20 protein-coding genes are annotated in these 21,194 nt (G+C 55.4%); 12 read left to right on the top strand and 8 right to left on the bottom strand.

The genetic code is table 11. The features are described from left to right. Positions 1-57: 57 nt before the first annotated feature. The 3 genes from OCH02_RS18380 (at position 58) to OCH02_RS18370 (ending at position 4,138) form a co-directional block, all read left to right on the top strand. Positions 58-1,743, top strand: a complete 1,686-nt coding sequence (locus OCH02_RS18380) for a sensor histidine kinase (protein WP_261432425.1) — start codon at positions 58-60, stop codon at positions 1,741-1,743. Continuing rightward, complete coding sequence (btsR, locus tag OCH02_RS18375; RefSeq protein ID WP_012147264.1) at positions 1,743-2,468, top strand: two-component system response regulator BtsR; 726 nt, start codon at positions 1,743-1,745, stop codon at positions 2,466-2,468. The genes OCH02_RS18380 and btsR overlap by 1 nt, the downstream gene beginning before the upstream one ends. Before the next feature lie 140 nt (positions 2,469-2,608). Continuing rightward, a complete protein-coding gene (locus tag OCH02_RS18370) occupies positions 2,609-4,138 on the top strand; it encodes a helicase HerA-like C-terminal domain-containing protein (protein WP_261432424.1) in 1,530 nt (509 codons plus the stop codon). Positions 4,139-4,275: 137 nt separating this feature from the next. On the opposite strand, the gene OCH02_RS18365 is transcribed toward OCH02_RS18370, so the two are convergent. The 3 genes from OCH02_RS18365 to OCH02_RS18355 all read right to left on the bottom strand — a co-directional run bounded on the left by OCH02_RS18365 (position 4,276) and on the right by OCH02_RS18355 (position 7,441). Next, entirely contained in the window at positions 4,276-5,571 is a 1,296-nt protein-coding gene (locus tag OCH02_RS18365; RefSeq protein WP_261432423.1) for an MFS transporter, read from the bottom strand. A gap of 190 nt (positions 5,572-5,761) precedes the next feature. After that, complete coding sequence (locus OCH02_RS18360) at positions 5,762-6,481, bottom strand: HpcH/HpaI aldolase/citrate lyase family protein (RefSeq protein ID WP_261432422.1); 720 nt, start codon at positions 6,479-6,481, stop codon at positions 5,762-5,764. 63 nt (positions 6,482-6,544) lie between these two features. Beyond that, positions 6,545-7,441: a LysR family transcriptional regulator gene (locus OCH02_RS18355; protein ID WP_261432421.1), complete on the bottom strand. Its 897-nt coding sequence runs from the start codon at positions 7,439-7,441 to the stop codon at positions 6,545-6,547. A gap of 578 nt (positions 7,442-8,019) precedes the next feature. On the opposite strand from OCH02_RS18355, the gene OCH02_RS18350 reads away from it, so the two are divergent. Together OCH02_RS18350 and OCH02_RS18345 are read left to right on the top strand one after the other, a co-directional pair. After that, positions 8,020-8,595 carry an aminodeoxychorismate synthase component II gene (locus tag OCH02_RS18350; protein WP_261432420.1) on the top strand — a complete coding sequence of 192 codons (576 nt, stop codon included), beginning with the start codon at positions 8,020-8,022 and terminating at the stop codon, positions 8,593-8,595. A gap of 238 nt (positions 8,596-8,833) precedes the next feature. After that, positions 8,834-10,051 (top strand): aspartate aminotransferase family protein, encoded by a 1,218-nt coding sequence (locus OCH02_RS18345; protein WP_261432419.1) that lies wholly within the window; start codon positions 8,834-8,836, stop codon positions 10,049-10,051. Between the two features lie 37 nt (positions 10,052-10,088). Here the strand turns inward: OCH02_RS18345 and OCH02_RS18340 are convergent, their stop codons facing one another. Together OCH02_RS18340 and crp are read right to left on the bottom strand one after the other, a co-directional pair. Continuing rightward, on the bottom strand, positions 10,089-12,164 hold the full coding sequence (locus OCH02_RS18340; RefSeq protein WP_261432418.1) for a YccS/YhfK family putative transporter: 2,076 nt from the start codon (positions 12,162-12,164) through the stop codon (positions 10,089-10,091). A gap of 54 nt (positions 12,165-12,218) precedes the next feature. After that, on the bottom strand, positions 12,219-12,851 hold the full coding sequence (gene crp, locus OCH02_RS18335) for a cAMP-activated global transcriptional regulator CRP (protein WP_004718520.1): 633 nt from the start codon (positions 12,849-12,851) through the stop codon (positions 12,219-12,221). A 379-nt stretch (positions 12,852-13,230) separates the two neighbouring features. Here crp and OCH02_RS18330 point away from each other — a divergent pair, with 379 nt between their 5' ends. After that, positions 13,231-13,638, top strand: a complete 408-nt coding sequence (locus tag OCH02_RS18330) for an OsmC family protein (protein WP_012147257.1) — start codon at positions 13,231-13,233, stop codon at positions 13,636-13,638. A 39-nt stretch (positions 13,639-13,677) separates the two neighbouring features. Here the strand turns inward: OCH02_RS18330 and OCH02_RS18325 are convergent, their stop codons facing one another. The 3 genes from OCH02_RS18325 to OCH02_RS18315 all read right to left on the bottom strand — a co-directional run bounded on the left by OCH02_RS18325 (position 13,678) and on the right by OCH02_RS18315 (position 16,109). Continuing rightward, positions 13,678-14,547 carry a phosphoribulokinase gene (locus OCH02_RS18325; RefSeq protein WP_012147256.1) on the bottom strand — a complete coding sequence of 290 codons (870 nt, stop codon included), beginning with the start codon at positions 14,545-14,547 and terminating at the stop codon, positions 13,678-13,680. Between the two features lie 351 nt (positions 14,548-14,898). After that, positions 14,899-15,132 carry a YheU family protein gene (locus OCH02_RS18320; RefSeq protein WP_012147255.1) on the bottom strand — a complete coding sequence of 78 codons (234 nt, stop codon included), beginning with the start codon at positions 15,130-15,132 and terminating at the stop codon, positions 14,899-14,901. Beyond that, positions 15,129-16,109, bottom strand: coding sequence for a hydrolase (locus OCH02_RS18315; protein ID WP_261432417.1), 981 nt, complete (start codon positions 16,107-16,109; stop codon positions 15,129-15,131). The genes OCH02_RS18320 and OCH02_RS18315 overlap by 4 nt, the downstream gene beginning before the upstream one ends. Before the next feature lie 118 nt (positions 16,110-16,227). Between OCH02_RS18315 and OCH02_RS18310 the strand changes: the two genes are divergently transcribed. The 6 genes from OCH02_RS18310 to tauD all read left to right on the top strand — a co-directional run bounded on the left by OCH02_RS18310 (position 16,228) and on the right by tauD (position 21,190). Beyond that, positions 16,228-16,830, top strand: coding sequence for a LysE family translocator (locus OCH02_RS18310; RefSeq protein ID WP_012147253.1), 603 nt, complete (start codon positions 16,228-16,230; stop codon positions 16,828-16,830). Positions 16,831-16,840: 10 nt separating this feature from the next. After that, positions 16,841-17,623: a PhzF family phenazine biosynthesis protein gene (locus OCH02_RS18305; RefSeq protein ID WP_261432416.1), complete on the top strand. Its 783-nt coding sequence runs from the start codon at positions 16,841-16,843 to the stop codon at positions 17,621-17,623. A gap of 113 nt (positions 17,624-17,736) precedes the next feature. After that, entirely contained in the window at positions 17,737-18,732 is a 996-nt protein-coding gene (gene tauA / locus OCH02_RS18300; RefSeq protein ID WP_261112720.1) for a taurine ABC transporter substrate-binding protein, read from the top strand. A gap of 9 nt (positions 18,733-18,741) precedes the next feature. Next, positions 18,742-19,509, top strand: a complete 768-nt coding sequence (gene tauB / locus OCH02_RS18295; protein ID WP_261432415.1) for a taurine ABC transporter ATP-binding subunit — start codon at positions 18,742-18,744, stop codon at positions 19,507-19,509. Then, positions 19,506-20,345 (top strand): taurine ABC transporter permease TauC, encoded by an 840-nt coding sequence (tauC, locus tag OCH02_RS18290; RefSeq protein ID WP_261153342.1) that lies wholly within the window; start codon positions 19,506-19,508, stop codon positions 20,343-20,345. Before tauB ends, tauC begins: the two co-directional genes overlap by 4 nt. Continuing rightward, the gene (gene tauD, locus OCH02_RS18285) at positions 20,342-21,190 is read left to right on the top strand and encodes a taurine dioxygenase (RefSeq protein ID WP_261432414.1); all 849 of its coding nucleotides are present in this window, start codon (positions 20,342-20,344) and stop codon (positions 21,188-21,190) included. Before tauC ends, tauD begins: the two co-directional genes overlap by 4 nt. The last annotated feature ends 4 nt before the right edge of the window (positions 21,191-21,194 follow it).

Genomic DNA, 21,194 nt, shown 5'->3' with positions numbered 1-21,194 from the left:
AACCAGACCGGAAACCCGGCGTTCTGCATCTGTTTTGTTAAGGGATGAGCTGCTGCCATGTTTGAATTTAGCCAGGTTCTGCTGCTGTTGCAGCAGATGTGCGTTTACCTTGTTATTGCTTATTTACTGAGCAAAACCCCGTTATTCATTCCGCTGACGCAGGTGACCATTCGCCTGCCGCACAAGCTATTGTGCTACGTCATTTTCTCGGTGTTCTGCATCATGGGCACCTATTTCGGTCTGCATGTCGAAGGTTCCATTGCCAACACCCGCGCTATCGGCGCCGTATTGGGCGGCCTGCTGGGTGGGCCTTCGGTAGGGCTGCTGGTGGGGCTGACCGGCGGCCTGCACCGTTATACTCTGGGGGGCATGACCGATATCGCCTGTGCGGTATCAACCGTGGCGGAAGGGCTGGTAGGGGGGCTGGTGCATAGCATTGCCATGCGTCACCGGCGTATCGATCTGCTGTTTAATCCGCTGTTTGTCGCCGGGGTCGCGCTGGTGACCGAGGTGCTGCAAATGGTGATTATCCTGGCGATTGCCCGCCCGTTCGATGAGGCACTGCGGCTGGTGGAACATATCGCTTTGCCGATGTTGATCGCCAATACGGTGGGTGCCGCGATGTTCATGCAAATCCTGCTGGACAGGCGAGCGATGTTCGAGAAATATACCGGTGCGTTTTCCGCCAAAGCACTGAAGATTGCCGAACGCACCGAAGGGATCTTGCGGCAGGGGTTTGATCAGGAAAACAGCATGAGGGTAGCGCGGGTGATCTATCAGGAGCTGGGTATCGGCGCCGTCGCGATAACCGACCGCGACAAATTGCTGGCGTTTATCGGCATCGGTGACGATCACCACCTGCCGGGCACGCCGATTTCATCAAAGCATTCGCACCGCGCAATCGACAACAACGAAGTGGTCTACGCCGACGGCAATGGGCACTCCTACAGCTGCTCGATTAATCCCGGTTGCAAACTGGGCTCGACACTGGTGATCCCGCTGCGCGGTGAGAATCAGCGGGTGATCGGCACCATCAAACTGTATGAGCCAAAGAGCCGGTTGTTCAGTACCATCAATCGTACGCTGGGAGAAGGTATCGCCAGCCTGTTATCCGCACAGATTATGGCCGGCCAGTATGAGCGTCATAAACAGCTGCTGGCACAGTCGGAAATCAAATTACTGCATGCTCAGGTCAATCCGCACTTCCTGTTTAACGCCCTGAATACGCTGGTGGCGGTGATCCGCCGTGACGGCGACCGGGCTTGTGAGTTGGTGCAGAACCTTTCGACCTTTTTCCGCAAGAACCTCAAGCGTTCCGGTGATGAGGTCAGCCTGGCGGACGAGCTGGAACACGTGAATGCCTACCTGCAAATCGAACTGGCGCGTTTTGCCGATCGGCTGGAAGTCGTGGTTTCGTTGCCACAAGAGCTATTGGCCGTACGGTTGCCGGCATTTTCACTGCAGCCAATCGTTGAGAATGCCATTAAACACGGTACTTCGCAGTTGTTGGGGGTGGGGCGGATTGATATCGGTGCGCGTCGCGAGGGAGAGTGCTTATTATTGCAGGTGACCGACAATGCCGGATTATTCCAATCGCAGCCGAACAACAGTGGGCTGGGGATGAACCTGGTGGATAAGCGTATCCGTGTACGCTACGGCGATGATTATGGTGTACAGGTAGCCTGTGAGCCGCAAACATTCACTCGCATTACGATCAATGTCCCTTTGGCGAGAGCTGCCTGATGTTAAATGTACTGATTGTCGATGATGAGCCTTCTGCGCGCGATAACCTGCGGCATTTGCTGGAGGCGGAAGAAGGCATCTCTATTGTTGGCGAATGCGCCAATGCGATAGAAGCCATCAGCGGGATCCATCGTCTGCAGCCGGACGTGGTGTTTTTGGATATCCAGATGCCGCGCATCACCGGGCTGGAGATGGTAGGCATGCTCGATCCCAACCGTATGCCGCACATCGTCTTTCTGACCGCCTATGACGAATATGCGGTGCAGGCCTTTGAAGAGCATGCGTTTGACTACCTGCTGAAGCCGGCGGAACCGAAGCGGCTGAGTAAAACGTTGCAGCGCCTGCAGCAGCAACGCGGGCAGCAGAATATCGCTGCGCTGGATGAAAGCGCCGGCTATCTGAAATACATTCCCTGCACCGGCCACAGCCGCATCTATTTGCTGCGCTTTGATGAGGTGGTGGCTATTCGTTCACGGCTGAGTGGGGTGTTCGTGGTCCGCAATGACGGCATGGAGTGCTTTACCGAGCTGACGCTGCGCACGCTGGAAATGCGAACGCCGCTGGTGCGCTGTCACCGCCAGTATCTGGTTAATCTGGAGCAGGTACGCGAGATTCGCTTTGATGACAACGGCGCGGCGGAAATGATCATGCCGGTCGGCGAGCCGGTACCGGTCAGCCGCCGCTACCTGAAAGCGCTGAAAGAAGAGCTGGGGCTGCGTGGTTAGGGCGATTCTGAAATTCCTGGCTTTGCGGGCGTCTTGATGACGCCCTTTTTGTTTGTCCTTGACGGGGTTACGCCGCGCTTATAGCTTTATTGACATCCACTGGCGCTTTTCGCGCCACGTCAGCGTCCAAGGAAAAGAAAATGAGTGAAGCACGGATTATTGCCAAAGCGATGAAAGACGGGAAACCCGAACAGGATCTGGTTATCTTGCCCGCGTTGGCCAACCGCCATGGTCTGATCACCGGTGCAACCGGGACCGGTAAAACCGTGACGCTGCAAAAAATGGCTGAGCAATTCTCGCGTATCGGCATTCCGGTATTTTTGTCCGACGTGAAGGGTGACCTGTCGGGGATAGGTGCCGAAGCCGTGCCCTCCGAGAAACTGCAGGCACGCTTGGCCGCCATTGGCGTCACTGACTGGCAGCCGCAGGCCTGTACCATTATTCCGTGGGACATTTACGGTGAGAAGGGCCACCCGATCCGCGCTACCCTGTCTGATTTGGGTCCGCTGCTGTTGGGCCGTTTGCTGGATCTAAACGAAGTACAAAGTGGCGTGCTGCAGTTGGTGTTCAAAATTGCCGACGATAATGCGCTGCTGCTGCTGGACATGAAAGATCTGCGTGCCATGGTGCAGTACGTGGGTGACAACGCCAAACAGTTCCAGACGCAATACGGCAATATTTCTTCGGCTTCGGTGGGGGCTATCCAGCGCGGGCTGTTAACGCTGGAAGAGCAGGGTGCCAACCAATTCTTCGGCGAACCGATGCTCGACATCAACGACCTGATGAAAACCGATGCCAATGGCCACGGGATGATTAACCTGCTGGCGGCGGACAAACTGATTAATCAGCCGAAGCTGTATTCGGTATTCCTGCTGTGGCTGCTGGCGGAACTGTTCGAACACCTGCCAGAGGTGGGCGACCCGGAACAGCCGAAGCTGGTGTTCTTCTTTGATGAAGCACACCTGCTGTTCAACGATGCGCCGGCGGCACTGCTGACTAAAATCGAGCAGGTGGTGCGCCTGATCCGCTCCAAAGGCGTCGGCATTTACTTTGTGACCCAGAACCCGCTGGATATCCCGGACAGCGTGCTGGGTCAGTTAGGCAACCGCGTACAGCATGCGTTGCGTGCTTTTACTCCGCGTGACCAGAAGGCGGTGAAGGCTGCGGCACAAACCATGCGTGCCAATCCGGCCTTCGATGCCGAAACGGCGATCACCGAATTGGGCGTAGGCGAGGCGCTAGTGTCGTTCCTGGATGAGAAAGGGCGGCCAAATGTGGTGGAGCGAGCGATGGTTATCGCACCGGAATCCAAAATGGGCATGCTGGGGGCGGAAGGGCTGAACAGTGCGATCAACAAGTCGCCGCTGTATGGCCGTTACGAAGATATGATCGATCGCGAATCGGCCTATGAAAAGCTATCGGCGCAGGGATTCTCTACCGTAGGTGCCCCGCAGTCGGGGCAGCAACCGCAGGCACCATCACCGGCGCAACAGCCGGCGGGCGGCGGCCTGATGGGCGGATTGAACGATATCCTGTTCGGCTCTACCGGCCCGCGCGGTGGCAAGCGTGACGGCATCGTCCAGACCGCCGCCAAGAGCATGGCTCGCGATCTCGGCCGCCAGATCCTGCGCGGTGTGCTCGGTTCGATTATGGGCGGTCGCAAGCGCTAAGATAACCGATGAAACCTTAGGTTTTTTGCAATGCCGTCATGGGCTGTGTGGCACCCATGACGGGTTAATCTGAGCGTTATGCATGGCACTGCCCATCACTTAGCTACAAGCCGTGGTGAGCGCTGCCACGGGAATAATCAGGTTTCAGCTCGGTTTCGACTTATAACACATTGCCACCAGGTGGCCGCCATTGCACAACAGGCTGCAAGGGTCATCCACAAGCCCGGGATCGATTTATTGCCGGTAAGGTGGATGAAGTAAGTGGAAATTGCGGGAGTAAAGCCGCCCAGAACCAAAGCCAGTCCATAAGCAAATGAAAACCCGCTGGTCCTGACCTGGGCTGGCATCTGCTCGATCAGAGTGATGATTAGCGTACCGTTATAGAGTGCATACAAGAACGATAGCCACAGTTCCACCATCAATAACCGGCCGAATGAAGGTTCACTCACCAACCAGTGCATGAAGGGGTAGGCGGTAAATAGGGTCAACGCAGTGGCACCAAACAGCACTCTGTGACGGCCGAACCTATCCGAAAGCGCGCCGCTTATCGGTTGCCAGATGAAGTTGTTGAGACCCACGCACGCGGTGACCAGTAACGCAGTGCCCGCACTCAGCCCCAATACCTCCTTGCCAAAGGTTGGTGTATAGGCGGTTATAGTATAAAACGACACTGTGGTCATGACCGACATCCCGATACTTGCGACAATCAATCGCCAATGAATGCCGATCGTCCTAAGCACCTGACGAAACGTCGGGTGTATCCGGTTCGCCAGAAATACATCGGTTTCCTGAAGTGAGCGACGTACGTGAAACAGAAAAGGCACTATTATGCACCCAAGGAAGAAGGGTATGCGCCAAGCCCAGTCGAGTATGTCTTCAATCGGGAATATGTAATTCATCCATAGCCCCACCAGTGCCGCGACAACAACGGCTACCTGGGTGCTTGCCGATTGCCAGGCACAATAAAAACCTTTGCGCCCGGGTGGTGCGATTTCGCTGAGATAGACAGAGACGCCACCTAGCTCCACCCCAGCGGAAAATCCTTGCAGCAGGCGTCCAGTCAGTACCAGCAAGGGCGCAGCAGCGCCGATAGTGGCATAACCGGGAACGAGGGCGATTAACAAGGTTCCAAGCGCCATCAGGGCCAGGGTCAATACCAAACCTTTTCGGCGGCCATGGCGATCGACGTATGCCCCCAATACAATACCGCCCAGTGGCCTTACCAAAAAGCCGGAACCAAATACCGCCAGTGACAGCATCAATGACGCGAATGCACTTTCAGCCGGGAAGAATGTTTTGGCAATGGCGCTGGCGTAATAGCCATAAATCATGAAATCGTACATTTCCAGAAAATTACCGCTAATAACGCGGCATACAGACTTTATTTTCGATTCTTTATTAGACGCAAGTGCAAGTGTTTCTGAGTTTGACATAGCATCACCCTATGACGACAAAGTATCGTGAACAAGATAGCAACAGAAAACCAGGTGGGCAGACTGTTGAGGGCCGCACATATTCATGCGACGGATTTAAATATCAAATACATGCTAAATAGACTGGTGCTTATAGGCTTTATATGGACGCAACGATTTTTGAATTAACGTTGAAAAGGTTATTATTAACTTAAGTGGTATATATAAGGTTGATGTATTCAACTTGGTCTGCAGTAAGGCACGTAGCGCTCCGGAACCCGAGCGTCTTGGAACTTTGCAACAGTTCTGTGAAGCCTTGGCCGCTGCCGAACGTCTTCACCGAACCATTGTGCCCCCAAGGTGAAATTCCGGCGGCAAATGCGCTAACAATCATGTTTTCCTTAATGTGGAACAACGTTGGACTGTCGCTGGGTATGTGCATTTCTTTGGCGATGTCTTCTGCACCTATATTCATGGCAATCATCCGCGGCGTTGAGCGCGCAATTTCCTTGATGTTGGCCACCGCGTCGGCTGTTTCTATCATCGCGATGAACTTGATTCGACCAGCGTCTAGCCCGCGCTGGCCTTCGAGCTCGGATACCCATTCATCCAGTAGTACAATATGCTCGGCATTCGCGGCCTTGGTAATCATGATTGCATCAACCTCTTTGCAAACGGCAACCTCGATGTCGGCCACCGCAAGGTCAAGACGGCGGTTAATTCTTACAATGGAGCCCTTGCCTGTTTCATGGGCTTGGCGCGCATTGAAGGCCAGCGCATTGCGTGCAGCGGATTTTTGCGCCGACGGCACAAAATCCTCGAGGTCGAAAATGACGGCATGAGCGTTCGATGCTAATGCTTTTAACACCGCCGGCTCATCATGGGCTGGTGCGTAAATCAGCGATATCCACTCTGGCTGTTGTTGTCTCATGAATGTTCCTTGTGGTAGTGGGTGTGCCGCATCTCGTTAATGGTTGGAAACGGGTTGGGTTGACTAAAAACGGTACGGAGGATGAAAATCCAGTTCATCAATGACCAGTTCCTTCAGTGATGCGATCAGCGCCCTGCTATCGCCATCCCTCCATTGGAAGTGATATTTGATTTGTGGCAGTTCTCGCTCGCACCTGAGCAAAACCAGGTAGCCGTTACGCACTAACGGTTCTACGTAATCGATTGGAAAACAACTGATCCCCACTCCGGCGATAGTCAATTCAATCAGCGCCGAAAGGCTATTGCAGGTCAGTGCCCGGTTGACCTTAAGCTGCTGCTCGGCCATCCATCGGTTGATCTCCCTCGTGAGTCGCGCTTCTGGAGCGAGCATGATCAACGAGTGCTCAGCGAAATGTTTCGCAGTAAGCAACGTATCTGCCGCCAACACATCAGGCGCGGCCATCCAGGCATAACTCAGCGTGGCAATCTCAAGGCTTATGAGTTGGTTCGCAACGGAAGGGCCGGGGATCACCGCAAAATCGAGATCGCTTTTTTCAAGACGACGCTCACACTGTTCGGTCAGATCGACATGAGGCTCAAGGATCAATTCTGGGTGCAGCGTTTGAACGCGCTTCACAAACCGGGGAAACCACGTCGAAGCCACCAGTTCACTGATCCCGAGCCGGCAGCGCCCCCGGAGCTGCGACTGTGACGTCAAATCCGTCTTGATTCTTGCTTCGATCAATAGAATTTGCCGCGCGTGCTCTATCAGACGTTCACCTGCAGATGTCAATATCGAACGCTGGGGCAAACGCTCGAAAAGGCGAGTGCCCAAATAAGCCTCTAGCTCCGATATACGCTTTGATAGCGTTGAAGGCGTCAGGTGTAACCGAGTGGCGGCGGCAGTAAAATTGCCAAGAGTGGCCGACCAGTAAAAAGCTTCTAATTGTTTTAAGGTCATATGCGGCCACCTGGAAGAAATATAGATTTATTATAGCCATTGCTTATGGCTATTTTCGTAAGTACCCGGGTATACGACTTTTTTATCTTATTGCTACAAGGCATTTAAGCTATTTTATTAAATTCATTTTATGAGGATATTTGGTTTTTTTGCGGAACCACACCGCTGTATGGAACTCCGGATGGCAATGTGCTTTCGCTTTTTTGAGTACGTTGACTCTACCTCATGCAATAATAAGAGGGTTAACAAATAATATTCAAAATCAGCAATGAATTTTTTTCACACGTTATTAAACGTATATTACGATTTTAGATGCATTGGCGGTCTGCCATTAGGAGGAAGCCAAGGCAGCTCCGCGGGGCGGAAACCTGTTTTTTATCCATAATGGGCAATTGAGGAACGACTGGGAATCGCACCCGCTGGGCGCTGGGTGTATATTGCTGTCACTTTGTCAGCGCTGCCGGGTACTTGCAGAGTTCACGCACGCAGGCATGTTCGGAAAATTCTACCGTATTTGTGCATATAGGCACCCTAAGTTGCATGCACTATAGCTTTAAAGTCAATAAATTGGAGAGTGTATGCTGCTGCTAATCGATAACTACGATTCTTTTACCTATAACCTTTACCAGTACTTCTGCCAATTAGGCGCCGAAGTGTTGGTGAAGCGTAACGACGAACTGCAACTGGCCGATATAGAAAGGCTGGCACCGCAGCATTTGGTGATCTCTCCTGGCCCTTGCACCCCGAACGAAGCCGGTATCTCGCTGGCGGCCATTAGGCATTTCGCCGGCAGGCTGCCGATCCTCGGTGTTTGCCTGGGGCACCAGGCACTGGGGCAGGCTTTTGGCGCCAAGGTCGTGCGTGCCCGCGAGGTAATGCATGGAAAAACCTCGGCGATCCGCCATCTCGACCGCGGTGTTTTTCACGGACTGAACAACCCGCTGACCGTGACCCGCTACCACTCGCTGGTGCTTGAAGCCGCTACTTTGCCGGACTGTTTTGAAGTGACGGCCTGGAGCGAGCGCGACGGCGTACGCGATGAGATTATGGGGATCCGCCACCGCTATCTGGCGCTGGAAGGGGTCCAGTTCCACCCGGAGAGCATCCTTAGCGAGCAGGGGCATCAGCTGTTGGATAATTTCCTTAAAAGTTAATTATATCCGTCATCTTTCAAGCCGCAGGGATGTTGGCTGCTCTTATGGACCCGAATCACTTACCTGAGTAAGCTCATCGGGATCCTCGCGTTTGCCGCCGACCTGCGTCTCGAAATCTATTGGGTATAACCCGTCGGTTTTTTCGCGTAACCGTAAATTTGCATTTGCTCTCGATTGATTTTTTATGCATATTTTATGATTATATTATCACTTTTTAGCCGTTCGCCTGGAGCCTGAAATGACCGAGAAATACGCAGTTAACCGTAGTACCTTTGATCAGGTTATCCTGCCTGTTTATGCACCCGCGCAGTTTGTTCCTGTCCGGGGCAAAGGTAGCCGCGTGTGGGACCAGCAGGGAAAGGAATATATCGATTTCTCTGGCGGCATTGCGGTGACGGCGTTAGGGCACTGTCACCCGGCTTTGGTCGAGGCGCTGAAACTGCAGGGTGAAACTCTGTGGCATACCAGCAACGTTTTTACTAACGAGCCGGCGCTGCGTCTGGCCACCAAGTTGATCAACGCCACCTTTGCCGACCGGGTGTTTTTCGCCAATTCAGGTGCAGAAGCCAACGAAGCGGCCTTCAAGCTGGCTCGTCATTACGCCATTACCCGCCACAGCCCGTACAAAACCAAAATCATCGCGTTTTATAACGCTTTCCACGGTCGCACGCTATTCACCGTCTCGGTGGGTGGGCAGGCCAAGTATTCTGATGGTTTTGGCCCAAAACCGGCCGACATCGTGCATGTACCCTTCAACGATCTGGCGGCGGTGAAAGCGGTGATGGACGACCACACCTGTGCGGTGGTGATGGAACCGATCCAGGGGGAAGGGGGGATTACTCCGGTTAATGCCGAATTCCTCAAGGGGATACGCGAACTGTGCGACAAGCACCAGGCGCTGCTGGTATTCGACGAAGTGCAAAGCGGCATGGGGCGCAGCGGCAAGCTGTTTGCCTATATGCACTATGGTGTGACGCCGGACATTCTCACCACGGCCAAAGCGCTTGGCGGCGGTTTCCCGGTCAGCGCCATGCTGACCACCGAGGAGATTGCCTCGGTGATGCAGGTCGGTACCCACGGCACCACGTATGGTGGTAATCCGCTGGCCTGTGCGGTGGCGGAAGCGGCACTGGACGTGATCAATACGCCGGAAGTGCTGAGTGGCATTGAGTTGCGTCATGGGTTATACGTGCAGGCGTTAAAGAAAATTGGCGATAAGTACGGTATTTTCAGCGATATTCGCGGCATGGGCCTGTTAATTGGTGCTGAATTAACGCCGCAATACCAGGGTAAGGCGCGCGATTTTCTGACCGCAGCCGCTGCCCGTGGGCTGATGATCCTCAATGCCGGGCCAAATGTGATCCGCTTTGCCCCTTCGCTGGTGGTAGCAACCGAGGATATTGACGAAGGAATGGCGCTGTTTGAGCTGGCGGTACAGGACGTGATTAACGCGTAGTGCGTTGCATTGATGACGAGGGCGCCAGAGGGCGCCCTTATTGATCGCGCAGTTTGCGTTTCAGCCAGATGCCGTGGTGTGGGCGTTGGCTCCAGGCCAATGACGAGATGGTATGCATGACGCTCAGGTGCGAAAGAATACGCCGCAGGTGGCGCTCCATTTCGGTCACCGGCATATCTGGGTGCAAATCCGGCGGCTGCATAATGCTGTTGCCACTGCTCGGGCCGTCGTATTCAAGCCGTTGCTGACAGCTTTGCAGCGCGATCTCGCAAGATTGCAGATATTCCTCCGCCAGTTTTGGCGTCAGCATATAGTGCTCGCGTGCCAGAATCGTCATCGCATTCAGATGCTCGACAATAAACTGGCTGTGCGTCACCCACAGGCGCATATCCGCCAGATAGTTCGACTCAAAGCCCGGCTCCTGCATGGCCTGATTCAGCGAGGTAAATAACGCATTGTGCGCCTGATTGACCTGCATGCGTGCGTAAGCCAGCGCACTGGGATCCGGTTCTTGCTCTTCCAGCAACAGACGTAATGCCTGCTGATCGTTCTCCAGCGCCTGATGGGCATTCTTGCGCAGCAGCCCGCTTTGCCACTGCGGCCAAAGCCAGATGGTACTGCCGAACACCAGCACGCAGCCAATCAGGGTGTCGATCAGACGCGGCACCAGGAAATGGGTGCCGTTGAGTGCCAACAGTTGCAGGGTGTATACCGCCGTCACCGTGAAACCAATGACCGCCAATCCGTAGTTTTTACGTGACACCAGATAGGCCAGCAGCGTAATCACCAGCATCACGCTCAGGGTTTCGGCCTCGGGCAGTTGTAATTGCAGCAGACCTGCGGCGATCACCAGCCCGGCCAGGGTTCCGAGCGCACGGTGCTGGATGCGTACCCGGGTGGCGTTGTAGCCGTTCTGGCTTACCAGCATGATGGTGAGCAGGATCCAGTAGGGTTTCGGCAGGTTGAATATCATCCCCAGGCTGCTGCCCGCCGCCAGCGTGACGCCTAATCGCGCCGCATTACGCAGGGCATTGGATTTGAACGACAGATAACTGACCAGCGCGGGCCAAAACGGCAGGCGGTTTTGATTGGCCATCAGGTCACGCCGGTAGAGTGGATGCTGAGTACGCAACAGACGGGCGATGCGGCTGAAGTGGTAGTAGCAGAACTGACCCACCGGATTATCCGGGTGCTGTGCCGCCACTTTTTCCAATGCCGCCAGTTCAGGGTCCATTTTGAAGCGCTGCGAATGCTGGTGGTAGAGAATATCATGCGCCACCGTGCGTAGCCGGCCGGCAATCACCTGTGCGTTGCGGCGGATAATCGCTTCGGCCTGGCTCTGTTCCACCAGTTTTTGCACCTCTTCCGGCAGGTGCAGGCTGACGGTGATGTGTTCCTGCAAATCCAGCGCGACCTGAAAGGTACGTTGCAGACGTTTTTGCTCGAGGTTGCTGGCGTGCGGCAGAAAGTTTAGCTGTTGATACAGCAGGGTGATCAGGTCCATCACCTTTTGCTGACGTACCAACAACGGCGGTAACGCGGTTTGTGGATCGGTATGCTGAGTCAGCAGTGAGTATTTGGCTTCGAAGTAGTCCGCCAACTCCAGATAGAGCTGATTGAGCGACTCACGCATCGGCTGCTCTTTCCACAGTTTGAACCAGAACCAGGTGAACAGCCCGTACCAGGCGGTGCCGACTACATATAGCAGCGGCGCATGCCAAAGCGGTACTGAACCGGCCATGCTGAGGGAGAAAATGGCGGCAACCAGCGCAGCAGGCAGCAGACGGGCGTGTAACGGGCTGATTTCACCGCTGACGCCAAGCAGCAGCGCCAGGCCGAGCATCAGTATCGGCAGCGGTAATTGCCATAACAGGGCTTGCTGCAGCAACAGGCTGCTGAATGCGAACAGTGAACCGCCGACGATCAGGCGTTTGAAAAAACGTTTGTGGGGCGTGTCCAGCCCGGCGATGTTACAGCAGGCGGGAACCAGAGAAAATAGCAGGCCGTATTGCAGTTGGCCGATCAGCAAGCCAAGCAGTACCGGCAGGCAAAGCACCAGCGTTTGCCGCAGTGCGTAATTAACTTCCGGGTGGTAGATCAGTCGGCGCCACATGATGACTCGGGGCATAAAAAAACGGCGCGAATCATCGCGCCGTTTTTTCAGTAATTAACGCGTGCCGTAAACGACAATAGTTTTGCCGTGGGCGGAGATCAGGTTTTGATCTTCCAGCATTTTTAGAATACGACCCACGGTTTCACGTGAGCAACCGACGATCTGGCCAATTTCCTGGCGGGTAATTTTAATCTGCATACCATCCGGGTGGGTCATGGCATCAGGCTGTTTCGCCAGGTTCAGCAGGGTTTGCGCGATGCGGCCTGTAACGTCCAGGAAAGCAAGGTTACCCACTTTCTCAGAGGTGATCTGCAGACGGTTCGCCATCTGAGCTGACAGGCGCATCAGGATGTCCGGGTTAACCTGAATCAACTGGCGGAATTTCTTATAGGAAATTTCAGCCACTTCACAGGCGGTTTTCGCCCTAACCCAGGCGCTACGCTCCTGACCTTCTTCAAATAATCCAAGCTCGCCGATGAAATCCCCCTGGTTAAGGTAGGACAGGATCATCTCTTTACCTTCTTCATCCTTAATCAGCACCGCGACGGAGCCTTTGACGATGTAGTAAAGCGTTTCGGCCTTTTCACCTTGGTGAATCAGCGTACTTTTGGATGGATATTTGTGGATATGGCAATGAGACAGGAACCATTCGAGAGTAGGGTCTGTTTGCGGTTTGCCGAGAACCATTCGCTGTTATCCTCTGTTGTTATCGCTGCCTTGTGTCACAGGGGTCAGAGTTCCCTGTAAAACGTGCTGTCGCCGTTCTTTTAATGGTGGCTGGCAGCAGGTTTTGAGGCGTGTCATAAATATACGCTGTCGCCCTAGCATATTAACTTGCCGGGAGAGCTGCAAGCTACATTCTGTTAACATACCGGTAAAGGAGCCTTTCCCTGGGAGTTTCCCTGAAATCAGTGTCCCGGAAAGATTTATTGCGGCTCTGTTTGTAGCACAGAGTGAGGCGGGTGTCTTGTGTTGTCTCGCTTCAGCATGATTAGCATCAGGTTCCGTTGCCAGTTTCTATGCGAAAGCGTAGTCTGATTTTAAGAAATTAACCGGAGTGACCAGTATGCAGGCAAGAGTTAAGTGGGTGGAAGGGTTGACGTTTCTGGGCGAATCCGCGTCTGGCCATCAGGTACTCATGGACGGCAACGCCGGGGATAAAGCCCCCAGCCCAATGGAAATGGTACTGATGTCGGTAGGGGGATGCAGCGCGATAGATGTGGTGTCTATCCTGCAAAAAGGACGTAACGATGTGCGCGACTGCGAGGTGAAATTGACCTCCGAGCGGCGTGAGGAAGCACCACGACTGTTTACCCATATCAACCTGCATTTCATCGTCACCGGTAAAGATTTAAGTGACAAAATTGTTGAACGCGCGGTGAATCTTTCCGCCGAGAAGTACTGTTCGGTGTCATTGATGCTGAGTAAGGCCGCCAGCGTGACCCACAGCTTTGAGATCCGCGCGGTGTCCTGACGGATAAAGGAGCGCGGCCAGTTGCCGCGCTCCGGTTAGTTATTCGATTTTTTTGCCTTCCAGCAGTTGCTGTACCAGCGGCGCCATAATCAACTCCATTGCCAGCCCCATTTTGCCGCCCGGCACCACCAGCGTATTGATATGCGAGATAAAAGATCCCTGCAGCATCGCCAGCAGATAAGGGAAATCGATCTGATCCAGGCCGCGGAAGTGGATCACCACAAAACTCTCGTCCAGTGAGGGGATCGCCTTGGCGGCGAACGGGTTGGAGGTATCTACCGTCGGCACGCGCTGGAAGTTGATATGGGTGCGCGAAAACTGCGGCGTGATGTAGTTGATGTAGTCTTCCATCGAACGCACCACAGAATCCATCACCGCTTCACGGGAGTGGCCGCGCTCGCCGGTATCGCGGATTAACTTTTGGATCCATTCCAGGTTAACGATAGGCACCACGCCGACCAGCAAATCGACATGTTTGGCCACGTCGTTGTGCTCGGTCACTACGCCGCCGTGCAGCCCTTCATAAAACAGCACGTCGGTCGGTGCCGGTAAGGCTTCCCACGGGGTAAAGGTCCCCGGTACCTGGTTATAGGGCACTGCTTCATCGTAGGTGTGCAGATACTTGCGCGAACGGCCGGTGCCGTTGGTGCCGTACTCGCTAAAGCTCTGTTGCAGCAGGCCAAAGTCGTTGGCCTCGGGGCCGAAATAGCTGATATGACGGCCAAGATCGCGCGCTTTGCGGATCGCCGCGTCCATTTCCGGTCGGGTATAGCGGTGGAAACTGTCGCCTTCCAGCTCCGCGGCGCGGATGTTCAACTGCTGAAAGATTTTACGGAACGCCACGCTGGTGGTGGTGGTGCCGGCGCCGCTGGAGCCGGTCACTGCGATAACGGGATGTTTGGCGGACATGGTGATGGATCACTCCGTGTTAAATGCGCAGGCGTCAGATAAAATTATACCCGTCATCTTTCAAGCTGCAGCGTTGTTACCTGCACTCAATTACGTGGCCCATCCGTGGGCCACGCCCCTGGGGGCCGCTGCAAGCAGCGTTCAAATCTGTTCCCGACAGATTTGTCACCCCGGTTACTTACTTGAGTAAGCGTCCGGGGATGAGCGAGTTGGGCGCCTAGCTGCAGCTTGAAAGCTATAGGCTATATTGGTTTGTTTGACGCCCTTTCGCCAAGGGCAAAATTCCGCGCGTTGGTTTGCAATCCCTCATTGTTACCTGATTTTTTCCGTCAGTCATAGAACCGACAGACACTAAATTTCTTCTTGCCCGGCGCGGAACTGCCCGCGCGGCATAATGTTGATGGTCTCATGCAGTTCTGACCACACCAACAGCACCTCGCCGTTTTTCAACTGGCGGCGCACGTCTTCCACTTTCTGTTCCAGCGAGCGCTCATGCTCGCCGTAGTCGGTACCTTCGCGCAGTACAAAGGACTCGATCAGGCTATTGAGGGTCTCGGTTTCCAGTTCTTTCCAGGGGATAATCACTTGGTTGTTTCCAGGTAAGGGGCAAGCCAGGATGGAATACGGTATTCCAGCCACATATGGGGTTTTTTCAATGTACCGCCGACAAAACCGACGTGGCCGCCAAACTCGGTCAATTGATATTCAATGTTGTGCGGCAGCGTGGCGGTTTCGGGGATCACTTCGTCGGTCATAAAAGGATCGTCCTTGGCATGGATGATCAACAGCGGCGTTTGGATCGACGGCAACAGCGGCAGGGCGCTGCAACGGCGGTAATAATCGGTGGCATCGCTAAAGCCATGGATGCGCGAGGTAATGGCATCGTCAAAGTCGCGGATCCGACGCAATGCCTTGAGCTGCGGTAGCTTGAGCGGCAGGGTATCAGGATAGTGCAGCAGTTTGCGGGTGGCGTTTTGTTTCAACTGGCCGAGCAGGTAGTGCTGATAAACCCGCGAGAAGCCTTGATCCATCCGCCATGAGCAGGGTTCCAGCATCAGTGGCGCAGAAACCACCACCGCCGCCTGCAGCAGACTGTCGGCACCCTGCTGTGCCAGATAACAGGCCAGCATATTGCCGCCGAGTGAGACGCCAACGGCAGCGGTGGGGGCTTCTCCGTAGGCAGTACGCAGCCACTGGAGGAAGAAGCGCGCGTCTTCCGTTTCACCGGAGTGGTAGATACGCTGCTTGCGGTTCGGCACGCCACTGCAACCGCGAAAATGCATCACCACACCGAGCCAGCCCTTTTCGCGCCAGGCGTTGAGCTGGCCATGGGCATAGGGGCTGTAGAAGCTGCCTTCCAGGCCGTGGAACAGCACCACGCGCGGCTTGCCGCCGGCCAGAGCCGGATCTTCGCTCCAGGCGAGATCGACAAAGTCGCCGTCGGGCAACTCCAACCGTTGCCAGTGGGGTTTCAACTGCACGCGGCGACGCACCAGCCGTGGTAGCAGCGTTTGCAGATGGGGATTACTGGCCCCGGTCAACGGGCGAAAGGATTCATGCATAGCTTGAATTAAATTCTTATTGGCAACTATTGTGGGATGATTAGTGCGCTGTTAGCTTCACTAGCCAGAGTTAACAATAATACTGCAAAAAATGACCAGGGTGAGGAGCGCCCGCCTGATGGATGCGAGTTTATTTCTTTCGATGTTAGGTTTTCTGTGGGTTGCCGCGATCACACCCGGCCCCAACAATATGTTACTGACCACTTCCGGCGCCAACTTTGGCTTTATGCGTTCACTGTTGCTGATGATTGGCATCATGCTCGGCATGCAAAGCATTTTGCTGTTGGTGGCGTTCGGCGTCGGCAGCCTGATCTTGGTTTATCCGGCGTTGCATCTGGTGCTGAAAATTCTCGGTAGCCTGTATCTGCTGTGGCTGGCATGGAAAGTGGCTACCGCCGCTTATGAAAAGCTGGAAACCGACGTGGCACCGCCCAAACCGATACGGCTGTACCAGGGTTGGCTGCTACAGTTCCTTAATCCCAAGGCCTGGCTGATGGCGCTGGGAGCGGTGGCCAGCTTCAGCCTGGCTGGTGCTCAATACAACGCCTCGATTCTGGCTATCTCACTGGGCATATTCGTGGTGAACATCATTGCCGGCGTGATTTGGCTGGGATTTGGCACGGTGATTGGTCGCCTGCTGCGCAGCAAAAAGGCCTGGATCATTTTTAACGTTTCTATGGGGTTGCTCACCGCAGCCTGCGTGTTACTCATCTGGCATTAAGGAATTGCGAATGGCAGAAAATTACTTCCATATTGCGGCCTTCACCGGTAAAGGGTTTCGGGGCAATCCGGCTGGCGTCTGCCTGTTGAAGCAGCCGTTGTCGGCTGCGCAGATGCAGGCCATCGCCAATGAGCTGAGCCTGCCGGAAACCAGCTTTGTCTGGGACGATGGCGATATGTCGGCCATCCGTTGGTTTACTCCCCAGCGAGAAGTCGATTTGTGCGGTCATGGCACGCTGGCGGCGGCACACGTGATGTTCAGCGTGGTGAACCCGGCGCTGCAGGATATTCGTTTCCGCTCGGCGAGCGGCGACTTGTACGTTAAACGCGACGCCGAAGATGGCGAACGCCTGGTCCTGGATTTCCCGTCCCGGCCCCCACAGAAGGTTGTGGAACCTGAAGGGTTGGCGGCGCTGCTGGGTGCTCATCCGCAGGAAGTGTGGCAGGCCAATGCGCTGTTGGTAGTGTTGGAAAACGAAGCACAGGTAAGGGCATTACAGCCGGATATCCCGGCACTGATTGCCCTGGTTGGCCGGGCAGTGATTGTCAGCGCTCCGGGGGCGACAGTGGATTTTGTCTCGCGCTATTTTACCCTCGACGGCGGCGAAGACCCGGTGACCGGCTCCGCGCACTGCACGCTGATGCCATACTGGAGCGCACGTCTTGGTCGCCATCAGCTGCACGCCCGGCAGATTTCGGCGCGCGGCGGCGAGTTGTTCTGTGAACTGAAGGGCGATCGCACCTTGATTGGCGGCTATGCACACACGTTTTTGCGTGGGGAAATAAAACTCTGAATAAATTTTTATTCCCATAAGTAATAACGCAGTTTTTTTTATTCTTTTATAGCTTGTCACCGCTCAGATAAAACTGTCAGCAACTGAACAGACTTTTATCAACGGAGCGGATCATGGCGAGCAAACTGTTTTCATTACGCAGCGCGGCACTTTTGGTGTTGTCACTCAGCGCAGCCAGCGCCTATGCGGTGGACGTGACCGTGGCATACCAGACGTCGGCGGAACCTGCCAAGGTGGCGCAGGCGGAAAACAGCTTCGCCAAACAATCCGGTGCCACCGTTGACTGGCGTAAATTCGACAGCGGCTCCAGCGTGCTACGCGCGTTGGCTTCCGGTGACGTGCAGATCGGTAATATCGGCTCTAGCCCACTGGCAGTGGCCGCCAGCCAAAAACTCCCTATCGAAGTCTTCCTGATCGCCTCCCAGCTCGGCAGCTCCGAAGCCCTGGTGGTGAAAAAAGAGATCAAAAGCCCGCAGGATTTGATCGGCAAGCGTATCGCCGTGCCCTTTATCTCAACCACCCACTACAGCCTGCTGGCCTCGCTCAAGCACTGGGGCATCAAGCCTGAGCAGGTCAAAATTCTCAATCTACAACCGCCGGCCATTGCCGCTGCCTGGCAGCGCGGTGACATCGACGGAGCCTACGTCTGGGCGCCGGTAGTCAATGAATTAGCCAAGCAGGGCAAGGTGCTGACCGATTCCGCCCAGGTTGGACAATGGGGCGCGCCAACGCTTGACGTTTGGGTCGTGCGCAAAGACTTTGCCGAAAAACACCCGGAAGTGGTGACTGCCTTTGCCGCCAGTGCGCTGAACGCGCAAAAAGCCTATCTGGCGCAGCCGGAGCAGTGGCTGAAGGACAAGGGCAATCTCAGCACGCTGGCCCGTTTGAGCGGCGTGCCGGAGGAACAAATACCGGTGCTGGTGAAGGGCAATACCTATTTGCCGGTGGCGGAACAAATCACCCAGTTGGGCCAACCGGTGGACAAGGCTATCCGCGATACTGCCGAGTTCCTTAAACAGCAGGGCAAAATTCCGCAGGTCGACGGCGATTACAGTGCCTACGTCACCGATCGGTTTGTAAAACAGGTGCAGGCTGCGCCGCAGTCGTAGGGGAGCAGAATGTTAAACGTTAATCACCTTTCAGCAGAGTATCAGGGCCGCCCCGCGCTGCGCGACGTCTCTTTCCAGATTGCCGCCGGGCAACTGGTGGTGGTGCTCGGGCCTTCGGGCTGTGGCAAAACCACGCTCCTGAATTTGATCGCCGGGTTTATTGAGCCTTCAGCTGGCAGCATCACGCTTGATGGAACGACCGTTAGCGGCCCCGGAGCCGAGCGGGGCGTGGTGTTCCAGCATGAGGGTTTACTGCCGTGGCGCAACGTGGTGGATAACGTGGAGTTTGGTTTGCAACTGGCCGGTGTCGGCAAACAGCAGCGACGTCAGGTGGCAAAAGAGATGTTGCAACGCGTCGGATTGGCCGGCTATGAACAGCACTTTATCTGGCAGCTCTCCGGCGGCATGCGTCAGCGGGTAGGGATTGCCCGTGCCCTGGCTGCCGATCCGCGCCTGTTGTTGCTGGATGAGCCGTTTGGCGCGCTGGATGCATTTACCCGCGAGCAAATGCAGGAACTGCTGTTGACCATTTGGCGTGATACCGGCAAACAGGTGCTGCTGATCACCCATGATATTGAAGAAGCGGTGTTTCTGGCCAGTGAACTGCTGTTGCTGTCGCCGGGACCGGGGCAGGTGGTGGAGCGCCTGACGCTTAACTTTGGCCAGCGCTATGCCGACGGGGAGCCCTGCCGTTCGATTAAGTCCGACCCTGAATTTATCGCGCAGCGCGAATATGTGCTGGGCAAGGTCTTTCAACAGCGCGAGGCCTTGTTATGAGTCTGCACTCCGCTCTCAAAGAGGTGGCTCAGCCGCAGGCTGCAGCACCGACGCGCCGTTTTAGCGTGCCGCGTAATGTTTGGCTAAGCAGCGCCACCCTGCTGGTGGTATTGGCCATCTGGTGGGGCGTGACCGCGCTGAACCTGATCAGCCCGTTATTCCTGCCGGCACCGCAGCAGGTGCTGCATCAACTGATTACCATCGCCAGCCCGCAAGGCTTTATGGACGCCACGCTATGGCAGCATTTGGCCGCCAGCCTGGGGCGTATTCTGGTGGCGCTGTTGGCAGCGGTGATTATCGGTGTACCGGTGGGTATCGCCATGGGGCTGAACGATACGGTGCGCGGCATTCTCGATCCGTTGATTGAGATTTACCGCCCGGTGCCGCCGCTGGCCTATTTACCGCTGATGGTGATTTGGTTCGGCATCGGCGAAACCTCGAAAATCTTGCTGATTTATCTGGCGATCTTCGCCCCGGTGACGCTGTCTGCCGTAGCCGGTGTGCGCAGTGTGGCGCAGGTTCGCGTGCGGGCCGCCCGTGCGCTTGGGGCAAACCGTTGGCAGTTGCTGCGTTTTGTGGTGCTGCCTAGCGCCTTGCCGGAGATTTTAACCGGCATCCGAATTGGGCTGGGGGTCGGCTGGTCGACGCTGGTGGCCGCAGAACTGATCGCCGCCACCCGTGGCCTGGGATTTATGGTGCAATCCGCCGGTGAGTTTCTGGCTACCGATGTGGTGCTGGCCGGGATCGGTGTGATTGCGATAATTGCATTTGGGCTGGAGCTGGGGTTACGCGCCTTGCAGCGCCGATTGACCCCGTGGCACGGAGTAAACCAATGAACGAACGTTTAAGTATCACCCCGTTGGGGCCTTATATCGGTGCGCTGGTGGAAAACGTTGACCTGGCACGTCCCTTGGGGGACGGCCAATTCGAACAGCTCTACCATGCGTTGCTGAAACATCAGGTGCTGTTTCTGCGTAATCAGCCGATCACGCCGTTGCAACAGCGGAATTTGGCCGGTCGCTTCGGCGACCTGCATATCCACCCGGTCTATCCGCAAGCCGCCGAGGTGAAAGAGATTATCGTGCTGGATACCCATGACCATAATCCGCCGGACAACGATAACTGGCATACCGACGTGACCTTTATCGAAAACCCGCCGTTGGGGGCGATTCTGGCGGCGAAAACCCTGCCTTCCACCGGTGGCGATACGCTGTGGGCCAGTGGTATTGCGGCCTATGAAGCGCTGTCTGAGCCGTTCAGGCAATTGCTGGCCGGGCTGAAGGCGGAGCATGACTTCACCAAGTCATTCCCGGAACACAAGCATCGCGGCAGTGAAGACGAACGCCAGCGCTGGCAGGCAGCGGTACAGAAAAACCCACCCTTGCTGCATCCGGTAGTGCGCACGCATCCGGTCAGCGGCCGGCAGGCCCTGTTCGTCAATGAAGGTTTTACGACGCGTATTGTTGATCTGGCACCGAAGGAAAGCGACGCGCTGCTGAATTTCCTGTTCGCCCACATCACCAAGCCGGAGTTTCAGGTGCGTTGGCGCTGGCAGGAAAATGACATTGCCATCTGGGATAACCGCGTGACGCAGCATTACGCCAACGCGGATTATCTGCCGCAGCGGCGCATTATGCACCGCGCGACCATTCTGGGGGATAAACCTTTCTACAAGGCGTAAGGGC

The sequence above is a fragment of the Serratia quinivorans genome (genome assembly GCF_946227985.1).
In the GTDB taxonomy this organism is placed as follows: Bacteria; Pseudomonadota; Gammaproteobacteria; order Enterobacterales; family Enterobacteriaceae; genus Serratia; species Serratia quinivorans_A.
Note: the sequence above shows the minus strand (reverse complement) of the source record. Positions and strands in the feature narration are given on the sequence as shown.

Coding starts and splice junctions, on each gene's coding strand:
- crp (WP_004718520.1), bottom strand. CDS start 12,851: ATGGTTCTCGGCAAACCGCAAACAGACCCTACTCTCGAATGGTTCCTG.
- OCH02_RS18350 (WP_261432420.1), top strand. CDS start 8,020: ATGCTGCTGCTAATCGATAACTACGATTCTTTTACCTATAACCTTTAC.
- OCH02_RS18380 (WP_261432425.1), top strand. CDS start 58: ATGTTTGAATTTAGCCAGGTTCTGCTGCTGTTGCAGCAGATGTGCGTT.
- OCH02_RS18345 (WP_261432419.1), top strand. CDS start 8,834: ATGACCGAGAAATACGCAGTTAACCGTAGTACCTTTGATCAGGTTATC.
- OCH02_RS18355 (WP_261432421.1), bottom strand. CDS start 7,441: ATGACCTTAAAACAATTAGAAGCTTTTTACTGGTCGGCCACTCTTGGC.
- OCH02_RS18360 (WP_261432422.1), bottom strand. CDS start 6,481: ATGAGACAACAACAGCCAGAGTGGATATCGCTGATTTACGCACCAGCC.
- tauB (WP_261432415.1), top strand. CDS start 18,742: ATGTTAAACGTTAATCACCTTTCAGCAGAGTATCAGGGCCGCCCCGCG.
- OCH02_RS18340 (WP_261432418.1), bottom strand. CDS start 12,164: ATGTGGCGCCGACTGATCTACCACCCGGAAGTTAATTACGCACTGCGG.
- OCH02_RS18305 (WP_261432416.1), top strand. CDS start 16,841: ATGGCAGAAAATTACTTCCATATTGCGGCCTTCACCGGTAAAGGGTTT.
- tauA (WP_261112720.1), top strand. CDS start 17,737: ATGGCGAGCAAACTGTTTTCATTACGCAGCGCGGCACTTTTGGTGTTG.
- OCH02_RS18325 (WP_012147256.1), bottom strand. CDS start 14,547: ATGTCCGCCAAACATCCCGTTATCGCAGTGACCGGCTCCAGCGGCGCC.
- OCH02_RS18315 (WP_261432417.1), bottom strand. CDS start 16,109: ATGCATGAATCCTTTCGCCCGTTGACCGGGGCCAGTAATCCCCATCTG.
- OCH02_RS18330 (WP_012147257.1), top strand. CDS start 13,231: ATGCAGGCAAGAGTTAAGTGGGTGGAAGGGTTGACGTTTCTGGGCGAA.
- OCH02_RS18365 (WP_261432423.1), bottom strand. CDS start 5,571: ATGTCAAACTCAGAAACACTTGCACTTGCGTCTAATAAAGAATCGAAA.
- OCH02_RS18370 (WP_261432424.1), top strand. CDS start 2,609: ATGAGTGAAGCACGGATTATTGCCAAAGCGATGAAAGACGGGAAACCC.
- OCH02_RS18310 (WP_012147253.1), top strand. CDS start 16,228: ATGGATGCGAGTTTATTTCTTTCGATGTTAGGTTTTCTGTGGGTTGCC.
- tauD (WP_261432414.1), top strand. CDS start 20,342: ATGAACGAACGTTTAAGTATCACCCCGTTGGGGCCTTATATCGGTGCG.
- btsR (WP_012147264.1), top strand. CDS start 1,743: ATGTTAAATGTACTGATTGTCGATGATGAGCCTTCTGCGCGCGATAAC.
- tauC (WP_261153342.1), top strand. CDS start 19,506: ATGAGTCTGCACTCCGCTCTCAAAGAGGTGGCTCAGCCGCAGGCTGCA.